Here is a 20,327-nt window from a genome sequence, read left to right on the forward strand (position 1 = left end):
CCTCATGGTGTTGGGCATCGCTGCACTGATCAAATATCTCCGGAGCAAGTAAGATGGACCAGTGGTCGATTGCATCCAGCCTCAACCGTCGTGCCTTGCTGCGACGGGCTGGCACAGCGGCTGCCGGCCTCGTGGCACTTCCCTTGTCTGCATGCGAAGCGCAAAATTCGCTGTTTAGTGCGGATGGAGCCGGCGCCAATCCGCTCGCCATTCCCGAGCTCAATCAGGGAATTGTCGAACAAGGCGAACGGGTCTTTCGACTGTCGATATCCGCGGGGCAGAAGGAATTCGTTCCCGGGGTCGTTTCGCCTACGATCGGTATAAACGCGCCTTATCTTGGTCCGACATTGGAGATGCGCCGCGGCGAGCGGGTCCGGTTGCATGTCGACAACGGCTTGGACGACGGCGCGACAGTCCACTGGCACGGGTTCGAGCTTCCCGCCGCTGCGGATGGCGGACCGCACCAGCTTATCCGCCCCGGCGCGCGCTGGAGCCCGTCTTTCGAAGTTCGCCAGCGTGCCTCTCTCTATTGGTATCATTCGCACCTGCATCGCGGCACGGGACCGCAGGTCTATGCTGGTCTTGCCGCGCCGATCTATGTCCGTGATGATGAAGAGGACGCGCTGGACCTGCCGAGCGAATACGGCGTGGATGATATTCCGCTTATCGTTCAGGACCGCGTGCTCGATAACTCCGGCAAGCTCCTCTATCCGCAGAATATGCATGCGCAAATGATGGGCGTGCGCGGGGATCGACTCTACGTCAATGGCACGCAAAACGCGGTGTTTGACGCTCGGACCGGTCAGTTACGCTTGCGGATCCTCAATGGATCGAACGCACGCTTCTACGATTTCTCGCTGTCCGGTGGTCAGACCATGGAGCTCATCGCGAGCGATGGCGGCTTGCTGGATCGCCCGCATGCAGTCCGCTCGCTCAGGCTCGCACCGGGTGAGCGGGCGCAGATCCTCGTCGATCTTTCCGAGGGGCGCCCACTCAGCCTTCTGGCGACCAGTCCGGACAATTCGATGGGCATGATGGGCAACGGCGGCGGCATGATGGGCGGCGGTATGATGGGCCGACGCCGCGACGATGCCCGGACGGACGAGCCGTTCCGGATCCTCGATATCAGACCCTCTGGCTCCTCGCCGAGAAGGAATCTGCCGCCGCAGCTTGCCGCGCTACCAGCACTCGACCCTTCACTTGCAGTGCGAACCCGGAGGTTCGTGCTCGATATGGGCATGATGGGCGGCGGGATGTCTATCAATGGTGCCAGCATGGACATGAATGTCATCAACGAGCGGGTGCCCGTCGGCCAGTGGGAAATCTGGGAAATCGCCAACGCTTCGATGATGGCCCACCCTTTTCATATTCATAACGTCCAGTTTCGTGTGATCGACCGCGATGGCCACGCGCCCCCGCCACTGGAAACCGGTTTCAAGGACACGGTTATTGTCAATCCGCGCGAGCAGGTGCGCGTGCTGCTGCGCTTCGAGGAACATAGCGACCCGGACACGCCCTACATGTATCACTGCCACATCCTCGAACACGAGGATGCGGGCATGATGGGGCAGTTCGTCGTGGTGAACAGCTAGGAAGGAATGGTCATGAGCAGGGATGAAAGCGTGATCAAGGGAACCGCGATCGATCCGGTCTGCGGGATGAGCGTCGAGATCGACGGCGCGAAACACAAGGCCAAGCATGAGGGGGCGGAGCACTATTTCTGTTCTTCGCGCTGCCACGACAAATTCCTCCTGGACCCCCAGCTCTATCTGTCGAACGCGCATCTCGATGCTGTTGAGGACGTGCCGGAAGGCACTATCTACACCTGTCCGATGCACCCGGAGATCCGCCAGCCCGGTCCCGGCTCATGCCCGATCTGCGGAATGGCGCTCGAACCCGAGACTGTCAGCCTGGATGAAGGGCCCGATCCGGAACTGGTCGACATGCGCCGCCGGTTCTGGTGGAGCGCGCTCCTGACGCTGCCGCTGTTTGTCTATGCAATGGGAGACATGATCCCGGGGATCAGCTTCGACCGCCTGATTGAGCCTGCCAGGGCGCAATGGGCGCAGTTCCTCCTTGCCACGCCGGTGGTCCTGTGGGGCGGCTGGCCCTTCTTCGTCCGGGCCTGGCAATCGCTCAAGACCCGCAATCTCAACATGTTTACGCTGATCGGGATCGGCGTGGGCATTGCCTATGTGTTCAGCCTCGTGGCAACGGCGCTGCCGGATCTGTTCCCGCCTGCCTTCCGCGACCACTCGGGGCGCGTGGGCGTTTATTACGAGGCGGCGGCGGTTATCACCACGCTCGTGCTTCTGGGCCAGGTACTCGAACTCAAGGCGCGCGGTTCGACTTCCAGCGCCCTGAGGGCGCTGCTCGAACTCGCACCTCCCTCGGCGGTGAAGATATTCGGCAATGGCGACGAACGCGAAGTGCCGCTTGACGAATTGGCGACCGGCAACCGCTTGCGAGTGCGGCCCGGCGATAAAGTGCCGGTCGATGGCGAAATCGAGGAGGGTTCAAGCGCGATCGACGAATCCATGGTCAGCGGCGAGCCTCTGCCCGTGACCAAGCGCGCGGGCGATACGGTTATCGGCGGGACCGTGAACCAGACCGGCGGCTTCATCATGCGTGCCACCAATGTCGGCAAGGACACGATGCTGTCCAAGATCGTCCAGATGGTTGCCGAGGCGCAGCGCAGCCGCGCGCCGATCCAGCGGCTCGCGGACCAGGTCGCGGGCTGGTTCGTTCCTGCGGTCGTGGTTGTTGCGATCGTCACCTTTGCGGTGTGGGCCATCTGGGGTCCCGCGCCAGCGCTTGCCTATGCGTTGGTCAATGCGATTGCTGTTCTGATTATCGCCTGTCCCTGCGCGCTGGGGCTTGCCACGCCGATGTCGGTGATGACCGGCACAGGCAAGGGCGCGCAGCATGGCATCCTGATCCGCAATGCCGAAGCACTGGAGACATTGGAGAAGATCGATACGTTGGTGGTCGACAAGACCGGCACGTTGACGATGGGTAAGCCTGACCTGGTTGCGGTCGACCCGGTCGAGGGTATCAACGAAACCGAATTCCTTGCCGCGGTCGCGGGCGTCGAGATGGGCAGCGAACACCCGCTCGCGCACGCCATAGTAGAAGGCGCGCGGGCCCGCGGTGTTTCGCCTGCCGAAGCCACAGACCTGGCTTCGACCACGGGGGAAGGCGTCGAGGCGAATGTACAGAATCGTCGCATCGCCATCGGCAATGAAAAGATGATGCGGCGGGTGGGGATCGATGACGATGTCTGGCTGGGCTCTGCGGAAAGCGGTCGCTCGCAAGGACAAACAGTGATGTTTGTCGCATTCGATGGGCACCCTGCGGGGATGATCGCGGTGGCCGATCCGATCAAGCCGACCAGCGCGGCAGCCATCGCCGCTTTGCACGCTCGCGATATCCGCGTGGTCATGCTGACCGGCGATAGCCGAGCAACGGCTGAAGCGGTCGCGCGGGAAATGGGCATCGACGAGGTGCACGCCAATGTCTCGCCCGAGGACAAGCACCGCGAGATTGAAAGGCTGAAGAGTGAAGGACGCCGCGTCGCCATGGCGGGCGATGGTATAAACGATGCGCCGGCTCTGGCAGCCGCCGATGTCGGCATTGCCATGGGAACGGGCACGGATGTAGCGATCGAAAGCGCCGGTGTAACATTGGTGCGTGGTGATCTGACCGGGGTAGTGCAGGCAATCATCCTGTCGCGCGCGACCATGCGCAACATCCGCCAGAACCTGTTCTTCGCCTTTGCCTATAACACGCTCGGGATACCGGTTGCCGCAGGGGTGCTGTTCCCGGCGTTTGGACTGCTGCTCAACCCGATGATTGCGGCAGCGGCGATGAGCCTATCATCGGTTTCGGTTATTGCCAATGCTTTGCGATTGCGGGGGGTGAAGCTTCCGGTTTTCGAAATGCAAGTGCAGGATCGAAATAATCGCTAGAAAACCGGGGTGTCACGAAGCGGCAAATGGCCTTATTTGTGATGACGGACACGAAGCTTGAAGCGATCAATGCCGGTTCTGCCTAGGAACGCTGGCAGGCAATCCCTCTGCCCAGTGATTTCTCCTTAGCTAGTTCCAGGGCAGCGCGTAGGCTACTATTGCGTCGCTGACAGGTGTCTTCATGAAATGATGCCCGCCTGCCATAACCACGACATACTGGCGGCCGTCCTGGGAGTAGGTCATCACGTTGGCTTGGCCGCCGCCCGGCAGGACGTCGGTCCAGACGGTTTCACCGGTTTCTACGTCGATCGCGCGGATCAGATTGTCGGTCGTCGCGGCAATGAACAGCAGTCCTCCTGCCGTCACGACACCGCCGCCATTGTTGGGCGTACCGATCGTGAACGGAATGCCAAGAGCAAGACCCCAGGGACCGTTTGCGCGTGCCGAACCGAAGGGCCGGTCCCATAGCGTCTCGCCGCTACTCATGTCGATCGCACGAATGCCGCCATAAGGCGGCTCTTTACACAGAAGGCCGGTCAGCCCGAGCCGCCAGCCCGCGTTGACGTCGATGGCGAACGGCGTACCGGTCTGGGGCGAGCCTTCACCTTCAGAACCACCGCCACCTTGATTGCCCTGCGGGCCGCGCGGCTCCCATCCCTTTTCGTCCGCCACTGCGCGAGGGACGAGGCGGTTGTGGTTGGGCATGTCGTTATAGTTGGCGTAGATCACTCCGCGGCGCGGATCGATCGCCACCGATCCCCAGTCGGATCCACCATTGTAACCGGGATACTGGATCCACCGGCGATCTGACGTGGGAGGCGTATAGTAGCCATCATAGGCCGACTGCCGATACTGGATGCGGCAGATCATCTGGTCGATTGGCGTCATGCCCCACATGTCGCGTTCTTCGAGAGAGGGTCTGCGCAGCGTCGCAAAGCCCGAATAGGGCTGCGTGGCGGTGCGCTCGGCGGGCTCCACACCACCTTGCGGCACGGCGCGCTCGATCACGGTGTGCAGCGGTCGACCGGTACGTCGGTCGAGAATGTAGATCTCGCCCTGCTTCGACGGGAGAATAATCGCCGGCGTTCCGCCCGGCAGATCGACAAGCGTTGCCTGGCTCCCGAGGTCGTAGTCCCAGACGTCCTTGTATACGGTCTGGAAACGCCAGCGTGGCTCGCCCGTCTCGCCGTCCAATGCCACGAGCGCCGTCGAGAATTCGTTTTCCTGTGGACTGCGATCCGAACTCCAGTAATCGACCGCGCTGTTGCCCATGGGAAGGTAGACGAGACCGAATTCCTCGTCCGCCGAAGCCGTCGTCCACATATTGGGCGTCCCGCGCGTGAATTGCTCGCCTGGAGCAGGTTCGCCAAATTCTCCCGGACGCCCCATATCCCATGCCCAGGCGCGCTCCCCGGTAACGGCGTCAAACGCCTGGATTACGCCCGACGGTGCGCTGTTGCGCTGCCCGTCGAGAACCTGATGGCCCGTCACGATGTTGCCGCGCACGATCACCGGAGGAGCCGTGATCGCCACCATGCCTGGATATGTCTGGCCCATGCCCTCTTTGATATCGACCTCGCCGTTGACGCCAAAGTCGGCGCAGGGGCGGCCGGTTTCGGCATCGACGGCGATGAGACGGCCATCGAGCGTCCCTTCAATAATGCGCATCGCGCAATTCGCTGCAGCTCTCGAAGGTACGAGCGGCGCGCCTCCATTCTGGGAAGGAGAGCCTTGGGCGCCTCCGGAAAGCTGTGTGCCGCTGTCCCGTGGGCGGGTGTAGGCGGTCACGCCGCGGCAGGAGGCCGAATAGGGAATGGCGGCGGTGGAGACTTGTGGATCGTGGCGCCAGATTTCCGCGCCGGTTTGCGCGTCGAGCGCGATGAGAATATTCATCGCCGAGCACAGATACAAACGGTCGCCGATCTTCAGCGGGGTCGTTTCTGGGGCGTATTTGCCTTCACCCGCACCTAGGGGCAGATCGCCGGTATGTGCTATCCATGCGCGCTTCAGGCCGCCGACATTGGCCGGTGTGATCTGATCCAACTGCGAATAACGCTGACCTGAATGGGTTCCTCCCCAGGCTGGCCAGTCAACGCCCACATCCTCGAACTCTATCCCGGCCTGGGCTATCGGGAGTTCCCCCCTCACCGGATCGGGGCCCGATGCCGATGCAACCCAGAGTGCAACCGCAAGGAACACCACCGCTCCCCCAGCCCCTGCAAGTGCAACTGGCCATCTTGTCGGCCGATAAAGGCGGGGTGAAACCAAAGCGACCAGAGCGAGGAGAACGGTCGGACCAACAAGCCGCGGCACGAGCGCCCACGGATCATTGCCGCTCTCCCATAATGCCCAGGGCACGGTCACCATATAGATGCCGACGTAAATCCACGCGCCCAAGGCTTTCCCGCGAAAGATGAAATAGGCGGAAGCAAGCAGCGCCGCGCCGGTCAGCCCATAGTAAAGCGAGCCGCCAAGGATTGCGAGCCAGATGCCACCGGCAAACAGTGTTGCACCGATGAGTCCGATCAGAATCGCGACTATCCGCGGTAGAATCGAAACCTTTCGATGAGGTGCGGTTTGTTCGGAACTGTTCATGACGGGCCTCGCTGTTTTGATCTTGGCAAACTTTCCCGATACTTCTGGGCAGGGATGACATTGCGCCTTTCTATCATTAGCGCGATTATTGGATACCTTGGATAGATCACCGGACCTTTCTGCGGCGCAGTTTCGGGAACCGGTTCGCCAGCAGTACAAAGCCCGACAACGCGATGACCGTTCCACCGATTCCGAAAAGCAGCAGCCACCAGCTGTTGATCCGGTCGCGCTGGGTCCAGTCCATGATGTGCAAGCCCCAGACGAAGTCGAAGAAGCGCCAGGTATCGCTTCGAGCGGCGAGAATCGCGCCGCTCGACGCATCGATGTAGAGCCTCGTCGCGTCTGGATCGGAGAAGGTGATTTGCCACGCCGGAAACGGACCTCGGAACTCTGTTCCTATCGGGCGCTCGATCAGCTTAGCACCGGTGATCGAGGTCTCGGGACCGGTCCAGGCCCGCGAAGCGATGGCCTGGGCATCGGCGAGTGGGAGGGGAGATACCCTCGTTCCGGTCTCGGTCTCATGAAGCGTCATCGAGCCATCGCTACGCTCGACTTGAACGAGGGGACGGCCAGCTACGGACTTGGTCGTCACGGCAACGATGCCCTGTCGATCCACCAACCATTGCGGCGCCGGAAACTCAGGATCGAGTGTTTCGGCCTCGCGCGATATGACGTGCTCGGACCGTACCTGCTCGATCTTGAGAAAGGACATGATAGCGCCGGTTCCCATCCACAACAGCACCTGCACGCCGACAACAAGCGCGAGCCACTTATGCAGCTTGCTGCCGAATATGTGCAGCCGCAGCTTGCGTGACGGCTTTCGTAGAGCTGGAACCGACGCCATGAGGTCTTATTGGTTGCGGGGAGGACGCGACGATGAATGGTATTGCACGATCTTCCAGCCATTGGCGTCGTGCGTGAGTACCGACGTTGCCACGCCTTCGCGATCGATCACGCGTCCATCCGCCAGTTCAATCCGGTAGGTATAGGTTTCCCGGCCGTAAGCCATGTGTCCCATCCGGGTGACTGCAACGGTCGGCTCACCGAAGGTGAAACTGGTGATCGCGTCCAGTTCAGGCCCCAGGTGATGCGCCATGTAGTTCGTGAAGCTGCCTTCATCCTTTCCGTTCTCGTAAACGAAGGATTCTTCCGCAAACAAGGCTGTCATGGCCTCAGCATCGCGCGCCGTCAGCGCGTTACGATACGCTGTGAGAGCAGCCTCCGCCCCCGCGACGTCGTCGTTCATGGCCGCCATATGATCCGCCTGGTTCATGCCCTGCGCCGAATGGTCCATCTGCTTCGATTGCGAATGCTCCCCATGCGCGGAATGGTCCATGTCCTGGGCCAACGCCGGTGCCGCGGATAAAGCAAGCGCCGCAGCGGCCACGCCCCGAATGATTGTAGTGTGCATCGAACTTTCCTTGTTACTCAGAACCAGAACCGTATGCCGACGACATAATTCGTCACGCTGGGATCTTCTCCTTCGGCGCGTGCGTAGTCGGCGCTCTGACCGATCCTCCATTCCTGATCGATCCCGATATAGGGCGCGAACTCACGCGCGAAATGATAACGCAGGCGAAGGCCGGCTTCGACTGTATCCAAGCCCGCACCGATGCCCAGTTCAGGCACGTCCTGCGCCGAAAAGGACGCTTCCACACGGGGTTGAAGGACCAGGCGCTGGGTAATTCGCTGGTCGAGCTCGGCCTCAATGCGCGCCGTCAGGTCGCCTTTGTCGGACAGGAATGCGGCGGCATCCACCTCGAACAGATAGGGTGCGAGGCCCTGGATGCCGACCACCGCATAGGTGCGGTCCAATGGCGCGAAATCCTGCCGGATACCGGCCTGGAAATCGAAAAACGGCGCGATAGCGCGACTGTAGAGCGCCTGGACTTCGGCGCTTTCGATCTTCTCGCCGAAACTGCCTTCACCTTCCGATTTGAACCAGAATTTGTCGAGATCGCCACCGTAATACCCCTGAAGGTCGAACAGATAGCCGTCGGATCCTTCGCGCGCGCGGTATTCGACGCGGTCACCCTGGAACCAGAAATATGTCTGGCCGCCCTGTTCATCGCGCAACTGCTCACGGCTCTCGCGCATTGCCTCAACACCCCATATGGCATCTGCGGCGCGTGCAGGGCCCGAACCCGCGGAAGCGGGCGGCGGACCCGAGGGAATGTCCATCGCCATCGCCTCATGACCCATGGCGGAATGGTCCATTTCTCCGCCCGCTTGGTCGTCGACCACTCCGGACTGATCCATCGACCCATGGCCCATTTGCGAATGATCCATCTGTGAGTGGTCTACAGGTGACTGGCCCATGGGTTGCGGCATCTCGGGGCTACCTTCACCTTGCGGCTGCATGGATTGGTGATCCATTGCACCATGGTCCATTTGCGAATGGTCCATGGGCATTGCGGAGGATGGCGGCGAAGCATCCTCTCCGCTGCTTTCCTCTTCGGCGGCCTCCTCTGCGTCCTGCGGGTCGGCAGGCTGCATCGGCATGGAATGGTTATGGCCATGGTCTTGCGCGAAGGCGGGCGTTGCCGTTCCGGCGAGCATGAGCGCGATCATATACTTCATCCGCTCTCTCCCACGCGCTGTACGTCTGGTTGCCCTGCTTCCTGCGCGACCGTTACGATCTGGAACATGCCGGCATGCATGTGATAGAGAAGATGGCAGTGAAACGCCCAGTCTCCTGGCTCGTCGGCGGTGAGATCGAACTGGGCGAAGCCGCCGGGCTGCACGACCACCGTGTGCTTTTGTGGTTGGCGATCGGCAGGTGCGCCGTTGACGAGCTCGAAGAAATGACCGTGAAGGTGGATCGGGTGCGCCATCATGGTGTTGTTGACCAGCTTGACCCGAACCCGTTCGTTATAGGCAAAGCGGATCGGCTCGTCGCTGACGGCCGAGAACTTCTCGCCGTCGAACGACCACATGTAGCGTTCCATGTTCCCGGTGAGATGAATTTCCATCTGGCGCGACGGCGTGCGCAGATCGTCATTCGGTTCGAGCGCGACCAGATCCTTGTAGTTCAGCACCTTATGCGGAACCTTGTCGAGGCCGATACCAGGATCGCCCATCCGGTCCTGCGGGTTCATGGCAACCATGTCTATGCCTGGACTGACCTTCACATCGGGTGGCAGCCTGGACGTGTCGCGCATGTCCATGCCGCCCATCGACATTCCAGCCATTCCGGCCATCGCTCCCTCGCTTGACCCGTCGCCGCTGTCGCTCATGTCCATACCGTCCGGCGGCGAGGTTCCATGTCCCATCGCGCTATGATCCATGCCTGACATGTCACCTTCCATTCCAGCCATGCCACCCATACCCGCCATGCCCATATCGGCCATCGTCAGGAGCGGCGGATCGCGCAGCGCGGGGACAGGCGCGCGGGCACCGGGGCGGCTGGCAAGCGTCGCGACCGCCATGCCCGAGCGATCCATGCTTTCCGCGACGATGGTATGCGCTTCGCCGGTCGGTTCGACGACTATATCGTAGGTCTCGGCGGTGCCGATCTGGAACTCTTCGACCTCGACCGGCCTCACGTTGAGACCGTCGGCCGCTACGACCCAGAATTTCAGCCCGGGAATACGGACGTTGTAAAAGGACATGGCGCTGCCATTGATCACCCGGATGCGGACCCGCTTGCCGCGCGAAAACAGATATTCCAGCCCTTCTTCGGGACCGTGTCCATTGGCGAGGTAAGTGTAGGTCGAGCCCGTGACGTCGAGGATATCTGTCGGCATCATGCGCATTTCTGCCCACATCCGGCGCTCTTCTCCGGTCAGCGGATAATCATCGGTCAACGTGCGTTGCTGGTAATTGAAGTACCCCTCGCCCTTCTTCAGCTTCGACATGATTGTGTGGGGATGCATCGGCGTAAATTCGCTGAGCAGCATCACGTAATCGTAGTCGGCCTGCACCGGATCGGGTCCGGTAGGATCGACGATGATGGGCCCGTAATGCCCGGCCTGTTCCTGCAGGCCGGAATGGCTATGCCACCAATAGGTGCCAGCCTGCCGTATGGCGGGCATTTCGTAGGTGAATGTCTGCCGCGGCCCGATACCGGGAAAGCTCACACCGGGCACGCCATCGAACTGAAACGGCACAAGCAGTCCGTGCCAGTGGATCGAACTGTCTTCGTCCAGCGCATTTGTCACATTGAGATTGACAGGATCGCCTTCTTTCAGCCGCACCAGCGGACCGGGAACGCTACCGTTCACCGCCACTCCCATACCGCTACGGCCCTGAACAATTCGCGGGCCGCGCGCGATGGTTAGATCGATATTGCGGCCGGATACTTCATCGAAACCCTGGCGGATCGTCGCGCCATTCATGTTGCCGCCGCGCGCCCAGGCGGGCATCGCGGCGGTGGCACCAAACAGGCCGCCGGCGACGATACTCGAGCCCAGGAATTTGCGTCGATTGATTGCTTGCATGAGAAAGTCCTGTTCGAAGGAGGTTTGCCCTATCCTACGCGGCTGGAGGCGCTTCCCCTCACGCGCGCGAAATTTTTTCCTTCAGAGCCTTTCGGGCACGGTAGACCAGCGATTCCACCGCCTTCTCCGAAACACCCATTATATCGGCAACCTCGTTCTGGCTTCGCCCATCGATGGCAACGAGAATCAGCGCCTCGCGCAGCCGCACGGGAAGCCGTTGAATTTCGGCATGGGTCTTTTGCAGAAGCTGCCGATCGACTGTCTCGGATTCCGGCGAGGGCGCAGGATCGGAGGCAAGTTCCGGCATGGAAGCCTTTCCGAACCCCAGGAACTGCGCTGCCTTCCGCCTGCGGAGTTTGTCGCGGCATTTGTTGAGTGTGATCGTCGTGAGGAACGGGAGAACGGGCCGCGCCGGATCGAGGCGCTTGCGGGCGATCCACGCCGAAGCAAGGGCATTCTGCACAACGTCTTCGGCTTCATCATGTGAGCCAACCATTCGCAATGAGGTTGCAAGCAGGCGGGGTATGAGCGGTTCTACAAGTTCCGTGAATGCGCGGCGGTCACCGGCGGCAACTTTTGCAACAAGCGCCTGCTCCTGACTATCCGGCTGCCCCTGCACTCCGCGATCATTCCGAAGGCGAACCGGTCAGTGACCGGGCAACCTGCTGATCGAATTCGCGTTGCTGCTCTTGGTCGAGAATGCGGCGCATCGCGAAAACATGCCGGACCGTCGCCTTCTGCAATTCGCCCATGCTCTGGTGGACCTCGTCGATGGCTAGACTGACCTCGGGGCCGTATTCATGCTCCTTGTCCATCGCGGCGGCCAGATTGGCGTTAGCACGCCGAACCGCCAGTTCGCGCTGGGCGTTCTCGATTGCGTAGCGCTCCTCGAGACGGTCGAGCCGATCTTCCTGTTGGGCGGTGAGGTCGAGCTGTTCGTGAACGAATTCGTGGAGACTGCCCGGCTGGGTTGGCGCGAACCATCGCTCTGCTGCGACCGCGCCCAGAAATCCCGCAAGAGCAGCGAGTAGGACGGCAAGCGCGATATACAGTTTGGGACTTTTCATCAATCGACGTGTAGCAGCGCGGCGGGAGAAAGGCGGGCGTCGCTAAATAGCGGGTAGGCGGGTTCCTGAGCATAGACAGGAGCCTGAACCGTGAGGGCACCCGCGCCGAGTCCAACTGCGAACAGGCCGGCAAACAGCATGCTGCGCATGGCCCCGTCCCGCCGCGCACTCATATCGCCGACACGTTCCCAGACGCCTTCCATGAAGCCGCCGAGCACGCCGGGCGCAACATCGTGGGCAAGAGCGCTCAGAATAGGGTCCAGGTCCTGTTCCATCGGTGCGGGTCGATCCTTCAACTGCTGTTCGTTCTTCCCATACGCGCGGCGCGTCCGCTCCCCGCAAAGATATTTAATGAGGGGAGGCGGCTCGGGATGCGTAACAGGCAGCATAGCTCTCGTTAATCTGCGGTGAAAGGGCACGCGCCACCATGAAAGCAGTCCATTTTTTGATACTTGTTTGCGCGGTGATCCTGCCGCTCGGTCCTGTTTATGCGCACGGCGACGAAGCGCATGATCCCGCTACGAACGCTGCCGCCTCTTCCGAGCCAAGTCAGGAAGCGACTGGCATGAGCGGGATGCAAAGCGCCTCGGGTCAGTCTGCCGAAGCCGGCCACGGCTCCGACGGCCATGATGACGCATCCGGCGGACACGAGAGCGTCAGTGAGGGTGACTTTGTCACTGTCCTCAAGAAGCTGCATCCCGCGACGATCCATTTCCCGATTGCACTGTTCCTGCTGGCAGCCTTGGCCGAATTGTTCGTCATGGCCGGGAGAGGCGCTGCAGCCGAACCCGCTGTCCGCGTGCTGATCTATGGCGGTGCGGGCGGTGCCGTCGTCGCAGCCCTGTTCGGCTGGATTCATACCGGCCTCTGGTTTGGCGGCGATACGGTCATGCATCTCCACCGCTGGAACGGAATGCTGATCGCCGCGCTCGGTCTCGCTCTTGCCGCCCTTGCTTACAGGCCGCGTAAAGACAGAGTCCTTCTGCGCACCGGACTTTTCGCGATGGCCGCGCTCATTCTGCTTCAGGGTTTTCTCGGCGGAGAGCTTGCGCACGGCCCCGATCACCTTGGCCTCTCCTGGATCTGAAGGATAAACATGATGCAGCATTTCAAGACGAAGAAGATGATTGGAACGCTTTTCCTCGGGACCGCGCTGGCGGGCTTGGCGGCGTGCGATCAACAACCCGAGCCTATGGCGGATGACGGAAATACGGCTGCCATCGAGACAGCACCGGCGAGCGCGCCGTCGCCAGTTGAGGCCGCTTCCGTAAATTCGACCGAGACCGGCGTAGAAACCGCGCCCGTCGCCAGCGTACCCGCGACCGAGCGCAAGCCGGCTGGTCCGGCCGAAGCGCCACCACCGCGCACGCCGACAACTGGTTTGACGCCGGCACCCGGTCCAACGACCTCGGATGTTCCGGAACCGGTCGACCCGCATGCAGGGCACAACATGGAGACCATGTCCGATCACGACATGGAAGGAATGTAGGAGATTTGAGCATGAAATTCATAGTTACTGGCTTGGGCATACGCCGCGCGCGCGCGGCACTCGCTACTTTCGGCGTGATCCTCCTTGCAGCCTGCACGAGCGCCGCACAGGCAAGCCCCTATGTAATGTTCCGCGATCCGCAATGCGGATGCTGCGGGGAATGGGCGAAGCATGTTCGCACCGGTCTGGATCACGAGGTCACGGTTCGCGAAGACCGTCCCATGGCCGAGGTTAAGGCTGATGCAGGCGTGCCTGACGACTTGATTTCCTGCCATACGATGGAAGTCGATGGCTATGTGATTGAGGGACATGTTCCTGCACGCGAGATCGCGCGCCTTCTCGAAGAACGACCCGACGGCGTGACTGGCCTCGCCGTTGCGGGAATGCCCCTGGGCTCCCCCGGCATGGAAGTTGGCGGGAGGGTGCAGCCCTACCAGGTCATTGCCTTCGGCCCTGCGGGCGAGCGCGTATTTGCAAGCTATCCATGACCCGCTGGAGCGGGCTGGAGTGAAAACGATCCGATTGAAAGGAAAGCCGATATGACCGATCGATCGATCCGCCCGGACATCTTGCGATGGGGCTGGACGCTCAGCAGTTTTCTGCTTCTCAGCTATCTGCTTTGTGTGGGTTTCGGCCTCCTTTTCCCTGAGCGGTTTCACATGCACGAAGCTTGGGCGCCTCTTTTGCCCGGCTTCGAATGGCTGACCTGGCGCGGCTTCCTTGCCGGAGCCCTCGGCAGCTTCCTTTATGGCTGGTATATTGCCGTCGTCGTGGTGCCGCTTTACGCCGTGTTCGGTCGAGAAAAGCGCGGATGACGTTGCACCTCACACTCCACAAGACCTGTCGTGATCGACGCGCTCCCGGCATTCCGGACGGGGGAGTTCGAGCCTTATGACTGCGACGAAGCATGGCACACATGCCGCGATGGAAAGCGCGCCCGACGCCGCTGGTGAGGGGACAATAAGTCTCGCCGGGGGTGTGGCTATGGGTACCGGCGTGATGATCGGCGCTGGGATCTTCGCTCTCACCGGTCAGATCGCGGAACTTGCCGGCCCGCTGTTCCCGCTATCGTTCGTTCTGGGTGCGCTCGTCACATCACTGGCCGCCTATAGCTACATCAAGATGTCCAATGCCTGGCCGTCGTCGGGCGGCATCGCGATGATACTGCAGAAAGCCTATGGTCCTGGCGTCGTTGCGGCCTCGGCTTCGCTGCTCATGGCGCTTTCGATGGTTATCAACGAAAGCCTCGTTGCGCGAACCTTTGCTACCTACGCCCTGCGACCGTTCGGGCTTGAGGAGAACAGTCTCCTGCTGTCAGCCCTGGCTCTTGGGTTGATCGTATTCGCCTATATCGTGAACAAGGCGGGCAATCGATCGGTGAGCGGCTTCTCGCTTGTCATGTCGGCGATCAAGATCGGCGGGATCGCTCTGTTCGCCGTGGCCGCAATCGCCGCGAGCGGATTTTTCTCCGGCGCGTTTGCCGAGCCTGCGTCTATGACGAGCGGCGGCGCGTTCCTGGCGTCGGTCGCGTTCTCGATCCTGGCGTTCAAGGGCTTTACCACGATCACCAATAGCGGCGGAGAGATCGTCGATCCGCATCGCAATGTAGGCCGCACGATCATGATCTCGATCGCGATCTGCGTCGTCACCTACCTGCTCGTCGCGTTCGCGGTCGGGTCCAGTCTGACGATCGGCCAGATCGTCGAGGCGCGCGATTATTCGCTCGCTGCCGCCGCCCGGCCGGCGCTTGGAGAGCTCGGGTTCTGGTTTACCATCGTCATTGCGATTGCGGCGACCACTTCGGGCGTGATCGCCAGCGTATTTGCAGTCTCGCGGATGCTCACCATGCTGACCGAGATGAAGATGATCCCGCACAGTCACTTCGGCATGAAGGGTCCGATCCGCGGTCACTTGCTGGTCTATACGGTGGTGATCGCGGGCACGCTCGCGGTGCTGTTCGACCTGTCGCGGATCGCTTCGCTCGGGGCGTTCTTCTATCTCGTCATGGACATGCTGGTCCATTGGGGCGTGTACCGCCATCTGCGCAAGGAGATCGGGGCCAAGGGTTCGGTCCTGCTTGCGGCAATCGCTGCCGACGGCGTAATTCTTGTCGCCTTTGCGGGGGTGAAGCTCGATTCCGACCCCGCCATCGTGGTGATCGGGGCGGTCCTCATAGCTGCGGTATTTGGTCTCGAAGCCCTGTTCCTGCGCCGGAGACGTGCGGAGGATGGGAACGCGCATGCGGACGCCGGCGTCAATGGAAGCAGCCAAGACCATCAAAACGAGGCAGAAAAACAATGAAGCAGGCAAAAGTATACCGGATGGTGATGGACAAGCACATCTGTCCATACGGCCTGAAAACGGTCGACCTGCTCGAACGGCAGGGTTTTGCGGTCGAGGACAATCACCTCTCCTCGCGCGAAGAAACCGACGCGTTCAAGCAAGAGCATGGCGTCGAGACGACACCGCAGACCTTTATCGATGGCAAGCGGATCGGCGGATACGACGATGTCCGCGCCCATTTCGGCAAGAAGAGAACGCAGACCGGCGACGACACGATCAGCTATCAACCCGTCATCGCCATCTTCGCGATCGCGGCGCTGCTTGGCCTCGCCATCAGCTGGTACGCGCTTGGCGAGCTGCTCACCGTGCAAGCTGCCGAATGGTTTGTCAGTCTGTCAATGTGCTTGCTCGCGGTGCAGAAGCTGCAGGACGTCCGCAGCTTCTCGACCATGTTCCTCAATTACGATCTGCTGGCGCAGCGCTGGGTGCGCTACGGTTTCGTCTATCCCTTCGGCGAGGCGCTGGCTGGTATCCTGATGACCGCGCATGCGCTGCCGATCATCTCGGTACCGGTCTCACTGTTCATAGGCACGATTGGTGCCGTCAGCGTGTTCTACGCGGTCTACATCCAGAAGCGTGAGCTCAAATGCGCCTGCGTGGGCGGCAGTTCCAACGTGCCGCTGGGGTTCGTGTCGCTGACCGAGAACCTGTTCATGATCGGTATGGGCCTCTGGATGGGAGCAAAGGCGCTGGGCTGGATCACTTTATGATCGCGGCTCTGCTCCTCGGCTTCGTCCTATTTGCGGTCTCGCTCTATTTTCATATGTGGATGCTGCGCGGCGCCAAGGCCCTTTCCCCGCCCGGGAAGGAGCCAAGGCATCTTCGGGTCCTTGCCGGCTCGTCCCTGGTTCTTGCCAGCCATCTCGTCATCGCCGGTATCTTTGCAGGCGGTATGTATCTCGCCAGTGTTTGGGGACTTGGAGCGCTGGAGCAGGACGTCATCGATAGCTGGATGGACTATTATTACTTCGCGCTGATTACGATATCGACTGTCGGACTGGGCGATATTCTGCCCGCCGGTCACATGCGCGCTATTTCCGGAATAGCCGCACTGACCGGGTTCCTGATGATCAGCTGCACCGCCCAATATGTCTACCAGACCATGAGCAAACAGGAGAACTGATATGGCGAAAGGCACGCAACACGATCATAGCGAGGGAGGCGGTGGCAATTACTGGCGCTTCATGGCGATGGTCTCGACATCGACCGTTGTCATGTTTGTCCTCATGTATGCCAACACCTACGATGCCGATCACTTCTTCTGGAGCGAAACGCGCTTCTGGATGATGTTCGTGATGGGCGCGATGATGATGGTCGTCATGCTGCTCTTCATGTGGGGCATGTATAAAGACAGAACCAAGAACTTCATCATTCTCGGCGTCGCAGCAGTGGTCTTCGCCCTGGCATTGTGGCTCGTGCGCAGCCAGACCACGATCGACGACGAGGAATATATGGCGGCGATGATCCCTCACCACTCGATCGCCATCATGACCAGCGAACGGGCGCATATCCGCGATCCGCGCGTGCGCAAGCTCGCGCACGATATCATCCTCGCCCAGCGCCGCGAGATCGCGCAGATGAAATACCTCATCGAGGATATCGAGGAAAATGGCGTGCGGACCACTGAGAGGCTCCCCGAAGATATCGAAGCTCCGGTTCCCGCAACTCCGCAACCTGACCCAACCCTTGCCGAGACACCCGAAGAAAGAGCTGCGCAATGAAGACGACCTTTATCCTCACCACAGGGCTGGCTGTCGCGCTGGCTGGGTGCAACCAGAACACCGCCATCGGCAATGATCGCGAAGCGCAGCTTGATCCGCCGGCCAAAGCGTCGCCAATCGAGCCGGCTTCCAGCGCGCTGCAGAACATATCGACGGCGCTCGTAAAGCCCGAGACGATGAGCGACGCCGATGTTTCGGCAATCGGCGGGAAGGAAGGTCGTTGTGTCTTCCGCTTGACCGAGGTTGGCTACCCCACCTTCGTCTACGAACCGGGAAGCCAGGGCTTCATCAAGCTGAACGGCAAACTGATCCCGGTCAGCGCTGCCGGTACGGATCGCTATACCAGCGGCGATCTGCTCGTCACCACGCGTCTGTTGGACGATGAAGGCAATGCGGGCTTGCAAGCGCAGGAATTGATCGTGGTCCCGCCCGGGGCCGGAGACGAACTGGGGTATCGCGGATATTCTATCTGCGACCAGTAGCAGAAGAACCCGCGTGAGGTGCCTGGATTGTTTCCGGAGGCAAGCCCGGCGCGGGTTTCGAAGCTACAGTGGATAGGCGGTTCCAGCTCCCCCAAGAGAGCCCTGCGGGTCGCAGGCTCACTGGAGCCGTCTTGGAGCCCCGCGCATGACCAACCCCATGCGCGGGGCTTCATATTCATCCGCATCATTTGCAATTGCGAAGGTTTCTTTTTGACCGATAATCTGACCCATGCCGTCTTCGGCGCCGGTGGAAAGACCGGCACGCTGCTCCTCGAACAGGCGATGCAGCGCGGCCACCACGTGCGCGGTCTCGAGCATCATTTACCGGACCCGGCGAAACGGATCGAAGGTGTCGACTATATCCAATGCGACGTTCTCGAGGACGACCTTGCTGATGCCATTCGTGGTTGCGATGCGGTTATTTCCACCCTTGGCGTTTCGTTCACGCCATCGACCGCGATCGACCCACCACCGCTCTACACCGAGGGTACGCGCCGCATTGTCGAAGCGATGGGCCGCGTCGGCATCGACCGGATCGCAGTGATATCCGCCGCATTCGTGGACCAGCAAGCCGGAGTGCCGTCATGGTTCCGGCTGACAGTTGTCCCCGCTCTGGCAAACATTCTCGAACACATGCGGGCCATGGAGCGCATGCTCGAGGCCGAGCAAGGTCTCAAGTGGACGGCCGCAAGACCCGGTTGGCTTATCGATTTGCCCTATAGCGGCGAAGCGCAAGTGAAAGCGCGGACGCTATCGACGGACTGCTTCCGCTGCTGCCATGCCGATCTCGCTGCCCTGCTTCTCGATTCAGTAGTGAGTGGGAGGTGGATCCACGAAAAGCCTGCCGTAGGCAAACCGGAGGCTGACGATCTGGAAGGGCTTCTTGCCCTTCGCGAGGAACTAGAAAGCCTCCATCTTCGTCGCGATAGGTGAGCGATGGCGATGTTCGTCGCCGTTTGGAATTCGCCGCTCGCGGCATGGTAAAGTAGGTCTGGAGTTTGAGAACATGGCACACGACAAGAAAGACATCGCGGTGTCGCGGTGGGAAGCGGAGGGCGGGGCCCTGCCCTGTGGTCCCCAGGAAGCGTTAGCAGCAACTTGCGACGAGTGGGATATCCCCGCTCTGTCGGACGCGGAACTCATCCAGCTGCGCATCCGCGTGATTGCCTTGGAAAATATCGTTCTTGGTCTGCTCTCGAAGGCTAGCGAAGAGCAGCTCGAGCTTATCGCTGAAATGGCGGACTTTATAACGCCGCGGCCCGACGCGAAGCAGCATCCGTTGACCATCCACGCAGCGACTCAGATGAATCATATGGTGGAGCGCGCCAAGCATTTTCGATCATGACGCAGAATGCGCAGGGCATCTGTTAGCCGACTTTCTAACGCTGCCGTTCAAGTCTTTCTCGAAACAGCCTTCAGGAGGGCAAGGCATCGTCTCTAGCGGTTGAACTTTCCAAAGAGATCTGAGAGTTCCGCCAGTTTCATTCGCTGTGCTTCCTCGTCGCCGCTTTCGATTATGGCTGCGATGGACTCCTGCGCATGGATGGCGAGAACTTTGGTTCTCGTTGCGCGGCCAGCGTTTCGATCGGATCGTCTCGGTCGGCATGTTCGAGCACGTCGGACGCCCGCAATTCGCAACGTTCTTCCGCTGCTGCGCCAATATGCTGACGGATGACGGGGTGATGCTGCTCCACACGATTGGTCGGATCGGCACACCGGGCACAACCGACGCTTTCACGCGCAAATACATCTTTCCAGGCGGCTACATCCCGGCGCTTTCGGAAACCGTCGCGGCGAGCGAGAAATATCGCCTCATTGCCAGCGACGTCGAGATGCTGCGGCTGCATTACGCCAGAACGCTGCGCGCATGGTATGCCAATTGCGAAGCCAACCGCGAACGGATCGAGGCGATGTTCGATGCGCGCTTCTATCGCATGTGGACCTTCTATCTCGCCGGAGCCACGGCGGCTTTCGAACATGGCGGCATGTGCAATTACCAGATTCAGTATTGCCGCGATCGGAGGGCTTTACCCTTGACGCGCCGATATGTCGGCGAAGCGGAGGGGGCATTGCGGGGCAGGTGGGGCAACCTTTCGGGACGGGTTTCTTAAGATCCTTTGCTGACCTGACAGCAACCGTACGGGCCAGCAACGGAAGATCATGTCCAGATGCTACTGCTCATGGTGCAGTTCTACTTCCGCGCGAGCGAGTTGCATCATCCAA

Annotated in this window: 21 protein-coding genes and 1 pseudogene; 14 read left to right on the forward strand and 8 right to left on the reverse strand. The window is 60.8% G+C overall.

The window, feature by feature from the left end:
- Positions 1 to 53: 53 nt before the first annotated feature.
- A complete protein-coding gene (locus HUV48_RS13345; protein ID WP_067505942.1) occupies positions 54 to 1,592 on the forward strand; it encodes a multicopper oxidase family protein in 1,539 nt (512 codons plus the stop codon).
- Between the two features lie 12 nt (positions 1,593 to 1,604).
- Positions 1,605 to 3,968 (forward strand): heavy metal translocating P-type ATPase, encoded by a 2,364-nt coding sequence (locus tag HUV48_RS13350; RefSeq protein WP_063612665.1) that lies wholly within the window; start codon positions 1,605 to 1,607, stop codon positions 3,966 to 3,968.
- A gap of 129 nt (positions 3,969 to 4,097) precedes the next feature.
- On the opposite strand, the gene HUV48_RS13355 is transcribed toward HUV48_RS13350, so the two are convergent.
- The 8 genes from HUV48_RS13355 to HUV48_RS13390 all read right to left on the reverse strand — a co-directional run bounded on the left by HUV48_RS13355 (position 4,098) and on the right by HUV48_RS13390 (position 12,458).
- On the reverse strand, positions 4,098 to 6,563 hold the full coding sequence (locus HUV48_RS13355; protein ID WP_063612664.1) for a membrane-bound PQQ-dependent dehydrogenase, glucose/quinate/shikimate family: 2,466 nt from the start codon (positions 6,561 to 6,563) through the stop codon (positions 4,098 to 4,100).
- Between the two features lie 106 nt (positions 6,564 to 6,669).
- Positions 6,670 to 7,407 carry a PepSY domain-containing protein gene (locus HUV48_RS13360; RefSeq protein WP_174539187.1) on the reverse strand — a complete coding sequence of 246 codons (738 nt, stop codon included), beginning with the start codon at positions 7,405 to 7,407 and terminating at the stop codon, positions 6,670 to 6,672.
- A gap of 6 nt (positions 7,408 to 7,413) precedes the next feature.
- Entirely contained in the window at positions 7,414 to 7,974 is a 561-nt protein-coding gene (locus HUV48_RS13365) for a YybH family protein (protein ID WP_225871716.1), read from the reverse strand.
- A 17-nt stretch (positions 7,975 to 7,991) separates the two neighbouring features.
- Positions 7,992 to 9,143, reverse strand: coding sequence for a copper resistance protein B (locus tag HUV48_RS13370; protein ID WP_063612663.1), 1,152 nt, complete (start codon positions 9,141 to 9,143; stop codon positions 7,992 to 7,994).
- A complete protein-coding gene (locus HUV48_RS13375; protein ID WP_063612662.1) occupies positions 9,140 to 11,002 on the reverse strand; it encodes a copper resistance system multicopper oxidase in 1,863 nt (620 codons plus the stop codon). The genes HUV48_RS13370 and HUV48_RS13375 overlap by 4 nt, the downstream gene beginning before the upstream one ends.
- Positions 11,003 to 11,060: 58 nt before the next feature.
- Positions 11,061 to 11,621 (reverse strand): RNA polymerase sigma factor, encoded by a 561-nt coding sequence (locus tag HUV48_RS13380; RefSeq protein WP_063612661.1) that lies wholly within the window; start codon positions 11,619 to 11,621, stop codon positions 11,061 to 11,063.
- A 7-nt stretch (positions 11,622 to 11,628) separates the two neighbouring features.
- Complete coding sequence (locus HUV48_RS13385; RefSeq protein ID WP_063612660.1) at positions 11,629 to 12,069, reverse strand: periplasmic heavy metal sensor; 441 nt, start codon at positions 12,067 to 12,069, stop codon at positions 11,629 to 11,631.
- Complete coding sequence (locus tag HUV48_RS13390; protein WP_067505945.1) at positions 12,069 to 12,458, reverse strand: hypothetical protein; 390 nt, start codon at positions 12,456 to 12,458, stop codon at positions 12,069 to 12,071. The genes HUV48_RS13385 and HUV48_RS13390 overlap by 1 nt, the downstream gene beginning before the upstream one ends.
- A gap of 38 nt (positions 12,459 to 12,496) precedes the next feature.
- On the opposite strand from HUV48_RS13390, the gene HUV48_RS13395 reads away from it, so the two are divergent.
- The 12 genes and pseudogenes from HUV48_RS13395 to HUV48_RS13450 form a co-directional block, all read left to right on the forward strand.
- The gene (locus tag HUV48_RS13395; RefSeq protein ID WP_063612658.1) at positions 12,497 to 13,156 is read left to right on the forward strand and encodes a DUF2231 domain-containing protein; all 660 of its coding nucleotides are present in this window, start codon (positions 12,497 to 12,499) and stop codon (positions 13,154 to 13,156) included.
- 9 nt (positions 13,157 to 13,165) lie between these two features.
- The gene (locus tag HUV48_RS13400) at positions 13,166 to 13,558 is read left to right on the forward strand and encodes a RodZ family helix-turn-helix domain-containing protein (RefSeq protein WP_176268261.1); all 393 of its coding nucleotides are present in this window, start codon (positions 13,166 to 13,168) and stop codon (positions 13,556 to 13,558) included.
- An 11-nt stretch (positions 13,559 to 13,569) separates the two neighbouring features.
- Positions 13,570 to 14,046 (forward strand): DUF411 domain-containing protein, encoded by a 477-nt coding sequence (locus HUV48_RS13405; RefSeq protein ID WP_063612656.1) that lies wholly within the window; start codon positions 13,570 to 13,572, stop codon positions 14,044 to 14,046.
- A gap of 51 nt (positions 14,047 to 14,097) precedes the next feature.
- Positions 14,098 to 14,373, forward strand: a complete 276-nt coding sequence (locus HUV48_RS13410; protein WP_063612655.1) for a DUF5676 family membrane protein — start codon at positions 14,098 to 14,100, stop codon at positions 14,371 to 14,373.
- 169 nt (positions 14,374 to 14,542) lie between these two features.
- A complete protein-coding gene (locus HUV48_RS13415) occupies positions 14,543 to 15,859 on the forward strand; it encodes an APC family permease (RefSeq protein ID WP_233997512.1) in 1,317 nt (438 codons plus the stop codon).
- The gene (locus HUV48_RS13420; RefSeq protein WP_063612654.1) at positions 15,856 to 16,611 is read left to right on the forward strand and encodes a glutaredoxin family protein; all 756 of its coding nucleotides are present in this window, start codon (positions 15,856 to 15,858) and stop codon (positions 16,609 to 16,611) included. The genes HUV48_RS13415 and HUV48_RS13420 overlap by 4 nt, the downstream gene beginning before the upstream one ends.
- Positions 16,608 to 17,024, forward strand: coding sequence for a potassium channel family protein (locus HUV48_RS13425; RefSeq protein WP_063612653.1), 417 nt, complete (start codon positions 16,608 to 16,610; stop codon positions 17,022 to 17,024). The genes HUV48_RS13420 and HUV48_RS13425 overlap by 4 nt, the downstream gene beginning before the upstream one ends.
- Before the next feature lie 67 nt (positions 17,025 to 17,091).
- A complete protein-coding gene (locus HUV48_RS13430) occupies positions 17,092 to 17,622 on the forward strand; it encodes a DUF305 domain-containing protein (RefSeq protein ID WP_063612733.1) in 531 nt (176 codons plus the stop codon).
- The gene (locus HUV48_RS13435) at positions 17,619 to 18,104 is read left to right on the forward strand and encodes a DUF6692 family protein (RefSeq protein ID WP_063612652.1); all 486 of its coding nucleotides are present in this window, start codon (positions 17,619 to 17,621) and stop codon (positions 18,102 to 18,104) included. Before HUV48_RS13430 ends, HUV48_RS13435 begins: the two co-directional genes overlap by 4 nt.
- A gap of 210 nt (positions 18,105 to 18,314) precedes the next feature.
- Entirely contained in the window at positions 18,315 to 19,037 is a 723-nt protein-coding gene (locus tag HUV48_RS13440; RefSeq protein WP_063612651.1) for an NAD(P)-dependent oxidoreductase, read from the forward strand.
- Between the two features lie 73 nt (positions 19,038 to 19,110).
- Positions 19,111 to 19,449, forward strand: a complete 339-nt coding sequence (locus tag HUV48_RS13445) for a hypothetical protein (protein ID WP_063612650.1) — start codon at positions 19,111 to 19,113, stop codon at positions 19,447 to 19,449.
- 223 nt (positions 19,450 to 19,672) lie between these two features.
- A pseudogene (locus HUV48_RS13450) lies at positions 19,673 to 20,215 on the forward strand (class I SAM-dependent methyltransferase); the annotation flags it as partial.
- Positions 20,216 to 20,327: the final 112 nt, after the last annotated feature.

Origin of the sequence: Qipengyuania atrilutea (genome assembly GCF_013370205.1) — a bacterium.
In the GTDB taxonomy this organism is placed as follows: Bacteria; Pseudomonadota; Alphaproteobacteria; order Sphingomonadales; family Sphingomonadaceae; genus Actirhodobacter; species Actirhodobacter atriluteus.

What these genes read in the sequence shown, in the direction of transcription:
- HUV48_RS13345 (WP_067505942.1), top strand. Translation starts at nt 54, where the DNA reads ATGGACCAGTGGTCGATTGCATCCAGCCTCAACCGTCGTGCCTTGCTG.
- HUV48_RS13350 (WP_063612665.1), top strand. Translation starts at nt 1,605, where the DNA reads ATGAGCAGGGATGAAAGCGTGATCAAGGGAACCGCGATCGATCCGGTC.
- HUV48_RS13355 (WP_063612664.1), bottom strand. Translation starts at nt 6,563, where the DNA reads ATGAACAGTTCCGAACAAACCGCACCTCATCGAAAGGTTTCGATTCTA.
- HUV48_RS13360 (WP_174539187.1), bottom strand. Translation starts at nt 7,407, where the DNA reads ATGGCGTCGGTTCCAGCTCTACGAAAGCCGTCACGCAAGCTGCGGCTG.
- HUV48_RS13365 (WP_225871716.1), bottom strand. Translation starts at nt 7,974, where the DNA reads ATGCACACTACAATCATTCGGGGCGTGGCCGCTGCGGCGCTTGCTTTA.
- HUV48_RS13370 (WP_063612663.1), bottom strand. Translation starts at nt 9,143, where the DNA reads ATGAAGTATATGATCGCGCTCATGCTCGCCGGAACGGCAACGCCCGCC.
- HUV48_RS13375 (WP_063612662.1), bottom strand. Translation starts at nt 11,002, where the DNA reads ATGCAAGCAATCAATCGACGCAAATTCCTGGGCTCGAGTATCGTCGCC.
- HUV48_RS13385 (WP_063612660.1), bottom strand. Translation starts at nt 12,069, where the DNA reads ATGAAAAGTCCCAAACTGTATATCGCGCTTGCCGTCCTACTCGCTGCT.
- HUV48_RS13390 (WP_067505945.1), bottom strand. Translation starts at nt 12,458, where the DNA reads ATGCTGCCTGTTACGCATCCCGAGCCGCCTCCCCTCATTAAATATCTT.
- HUV48_RS13395 (WP_063612658.1), top strand. Translation starts at nt 12,497, where the DNA reads ATGAAAGCAGTCCATTTTTTGATACTTGTTTGCGCGGTGATCCTGCCG.
- HUV48_RS13400 (WP_176268261.1), top strand. Translation starts at nt 13,166, where the DNA reads ATGATGCAGCATTTCAAGACGAAGAAGATGATTGGAACGCTTTTCCTC.
- HUV48_RS13405 (WP_063612656.1), top strand. Translation starts at nt 13,570, where the DNA reads ATGAAATTCATAGTTACTGGCTTGGGCATACGCCGCGCGCGCGCGGCA.
- HUV48_RS13410 (WP_063612655.1), top strand. Translation starts at nt 14,098, where the DNA reads ATGACCGATCGATCGATCCGCCCGGACATCTTGCGATGGGGCTGGACG.
- HUV48_RS13415 (WP_233997512.1), top strand. Translation starts at nt 14,543, where the DNA reads ATGGGTACCGGCGTGATGATCGGCGCTGGGATCTTCGCTCTCACCGGT.
- HUV48_RS13420 (WP_063612654.1), top strand. Translation starts at nt 15,856, where the DNA reads ATGAAGCAGGCAAAAGTATACCGGATGGTGATGGACAAGCACATCTGT.
- HUV48_RS13425 (WP_063612653.1), top strand. Translation starts at nt 16,608, where the DNA reads ATGATCGCGGCTCTGCTCCTCGGCTTCGTCCTATTTGCGGTCTCGCTC.
- HUV48_RS13430 (WP_063612733.1), top strand. Translation starts at nt 17,092, where the DNA reads ATGGTCTCGACATCGACCGTTGTCATGTTTGTCCTCATGTATGCCAAC.
- HUV48_RS13435 (WP_063612652.1), top strand. Translation starts at nt 17,619, where the DNA reads ATGAAGACGACCTTTATCCTCACCACAGGGCTGGCTGTCGCGCTGGCT.
- HUV48_RS13445 (WP_063612650.1), top strand. Translation starts at nt 19,111, where the DNA reads ATGGCACACGACAAGAAAGACATCGCGGTGTCGCGGTGGGAAGCGGAG.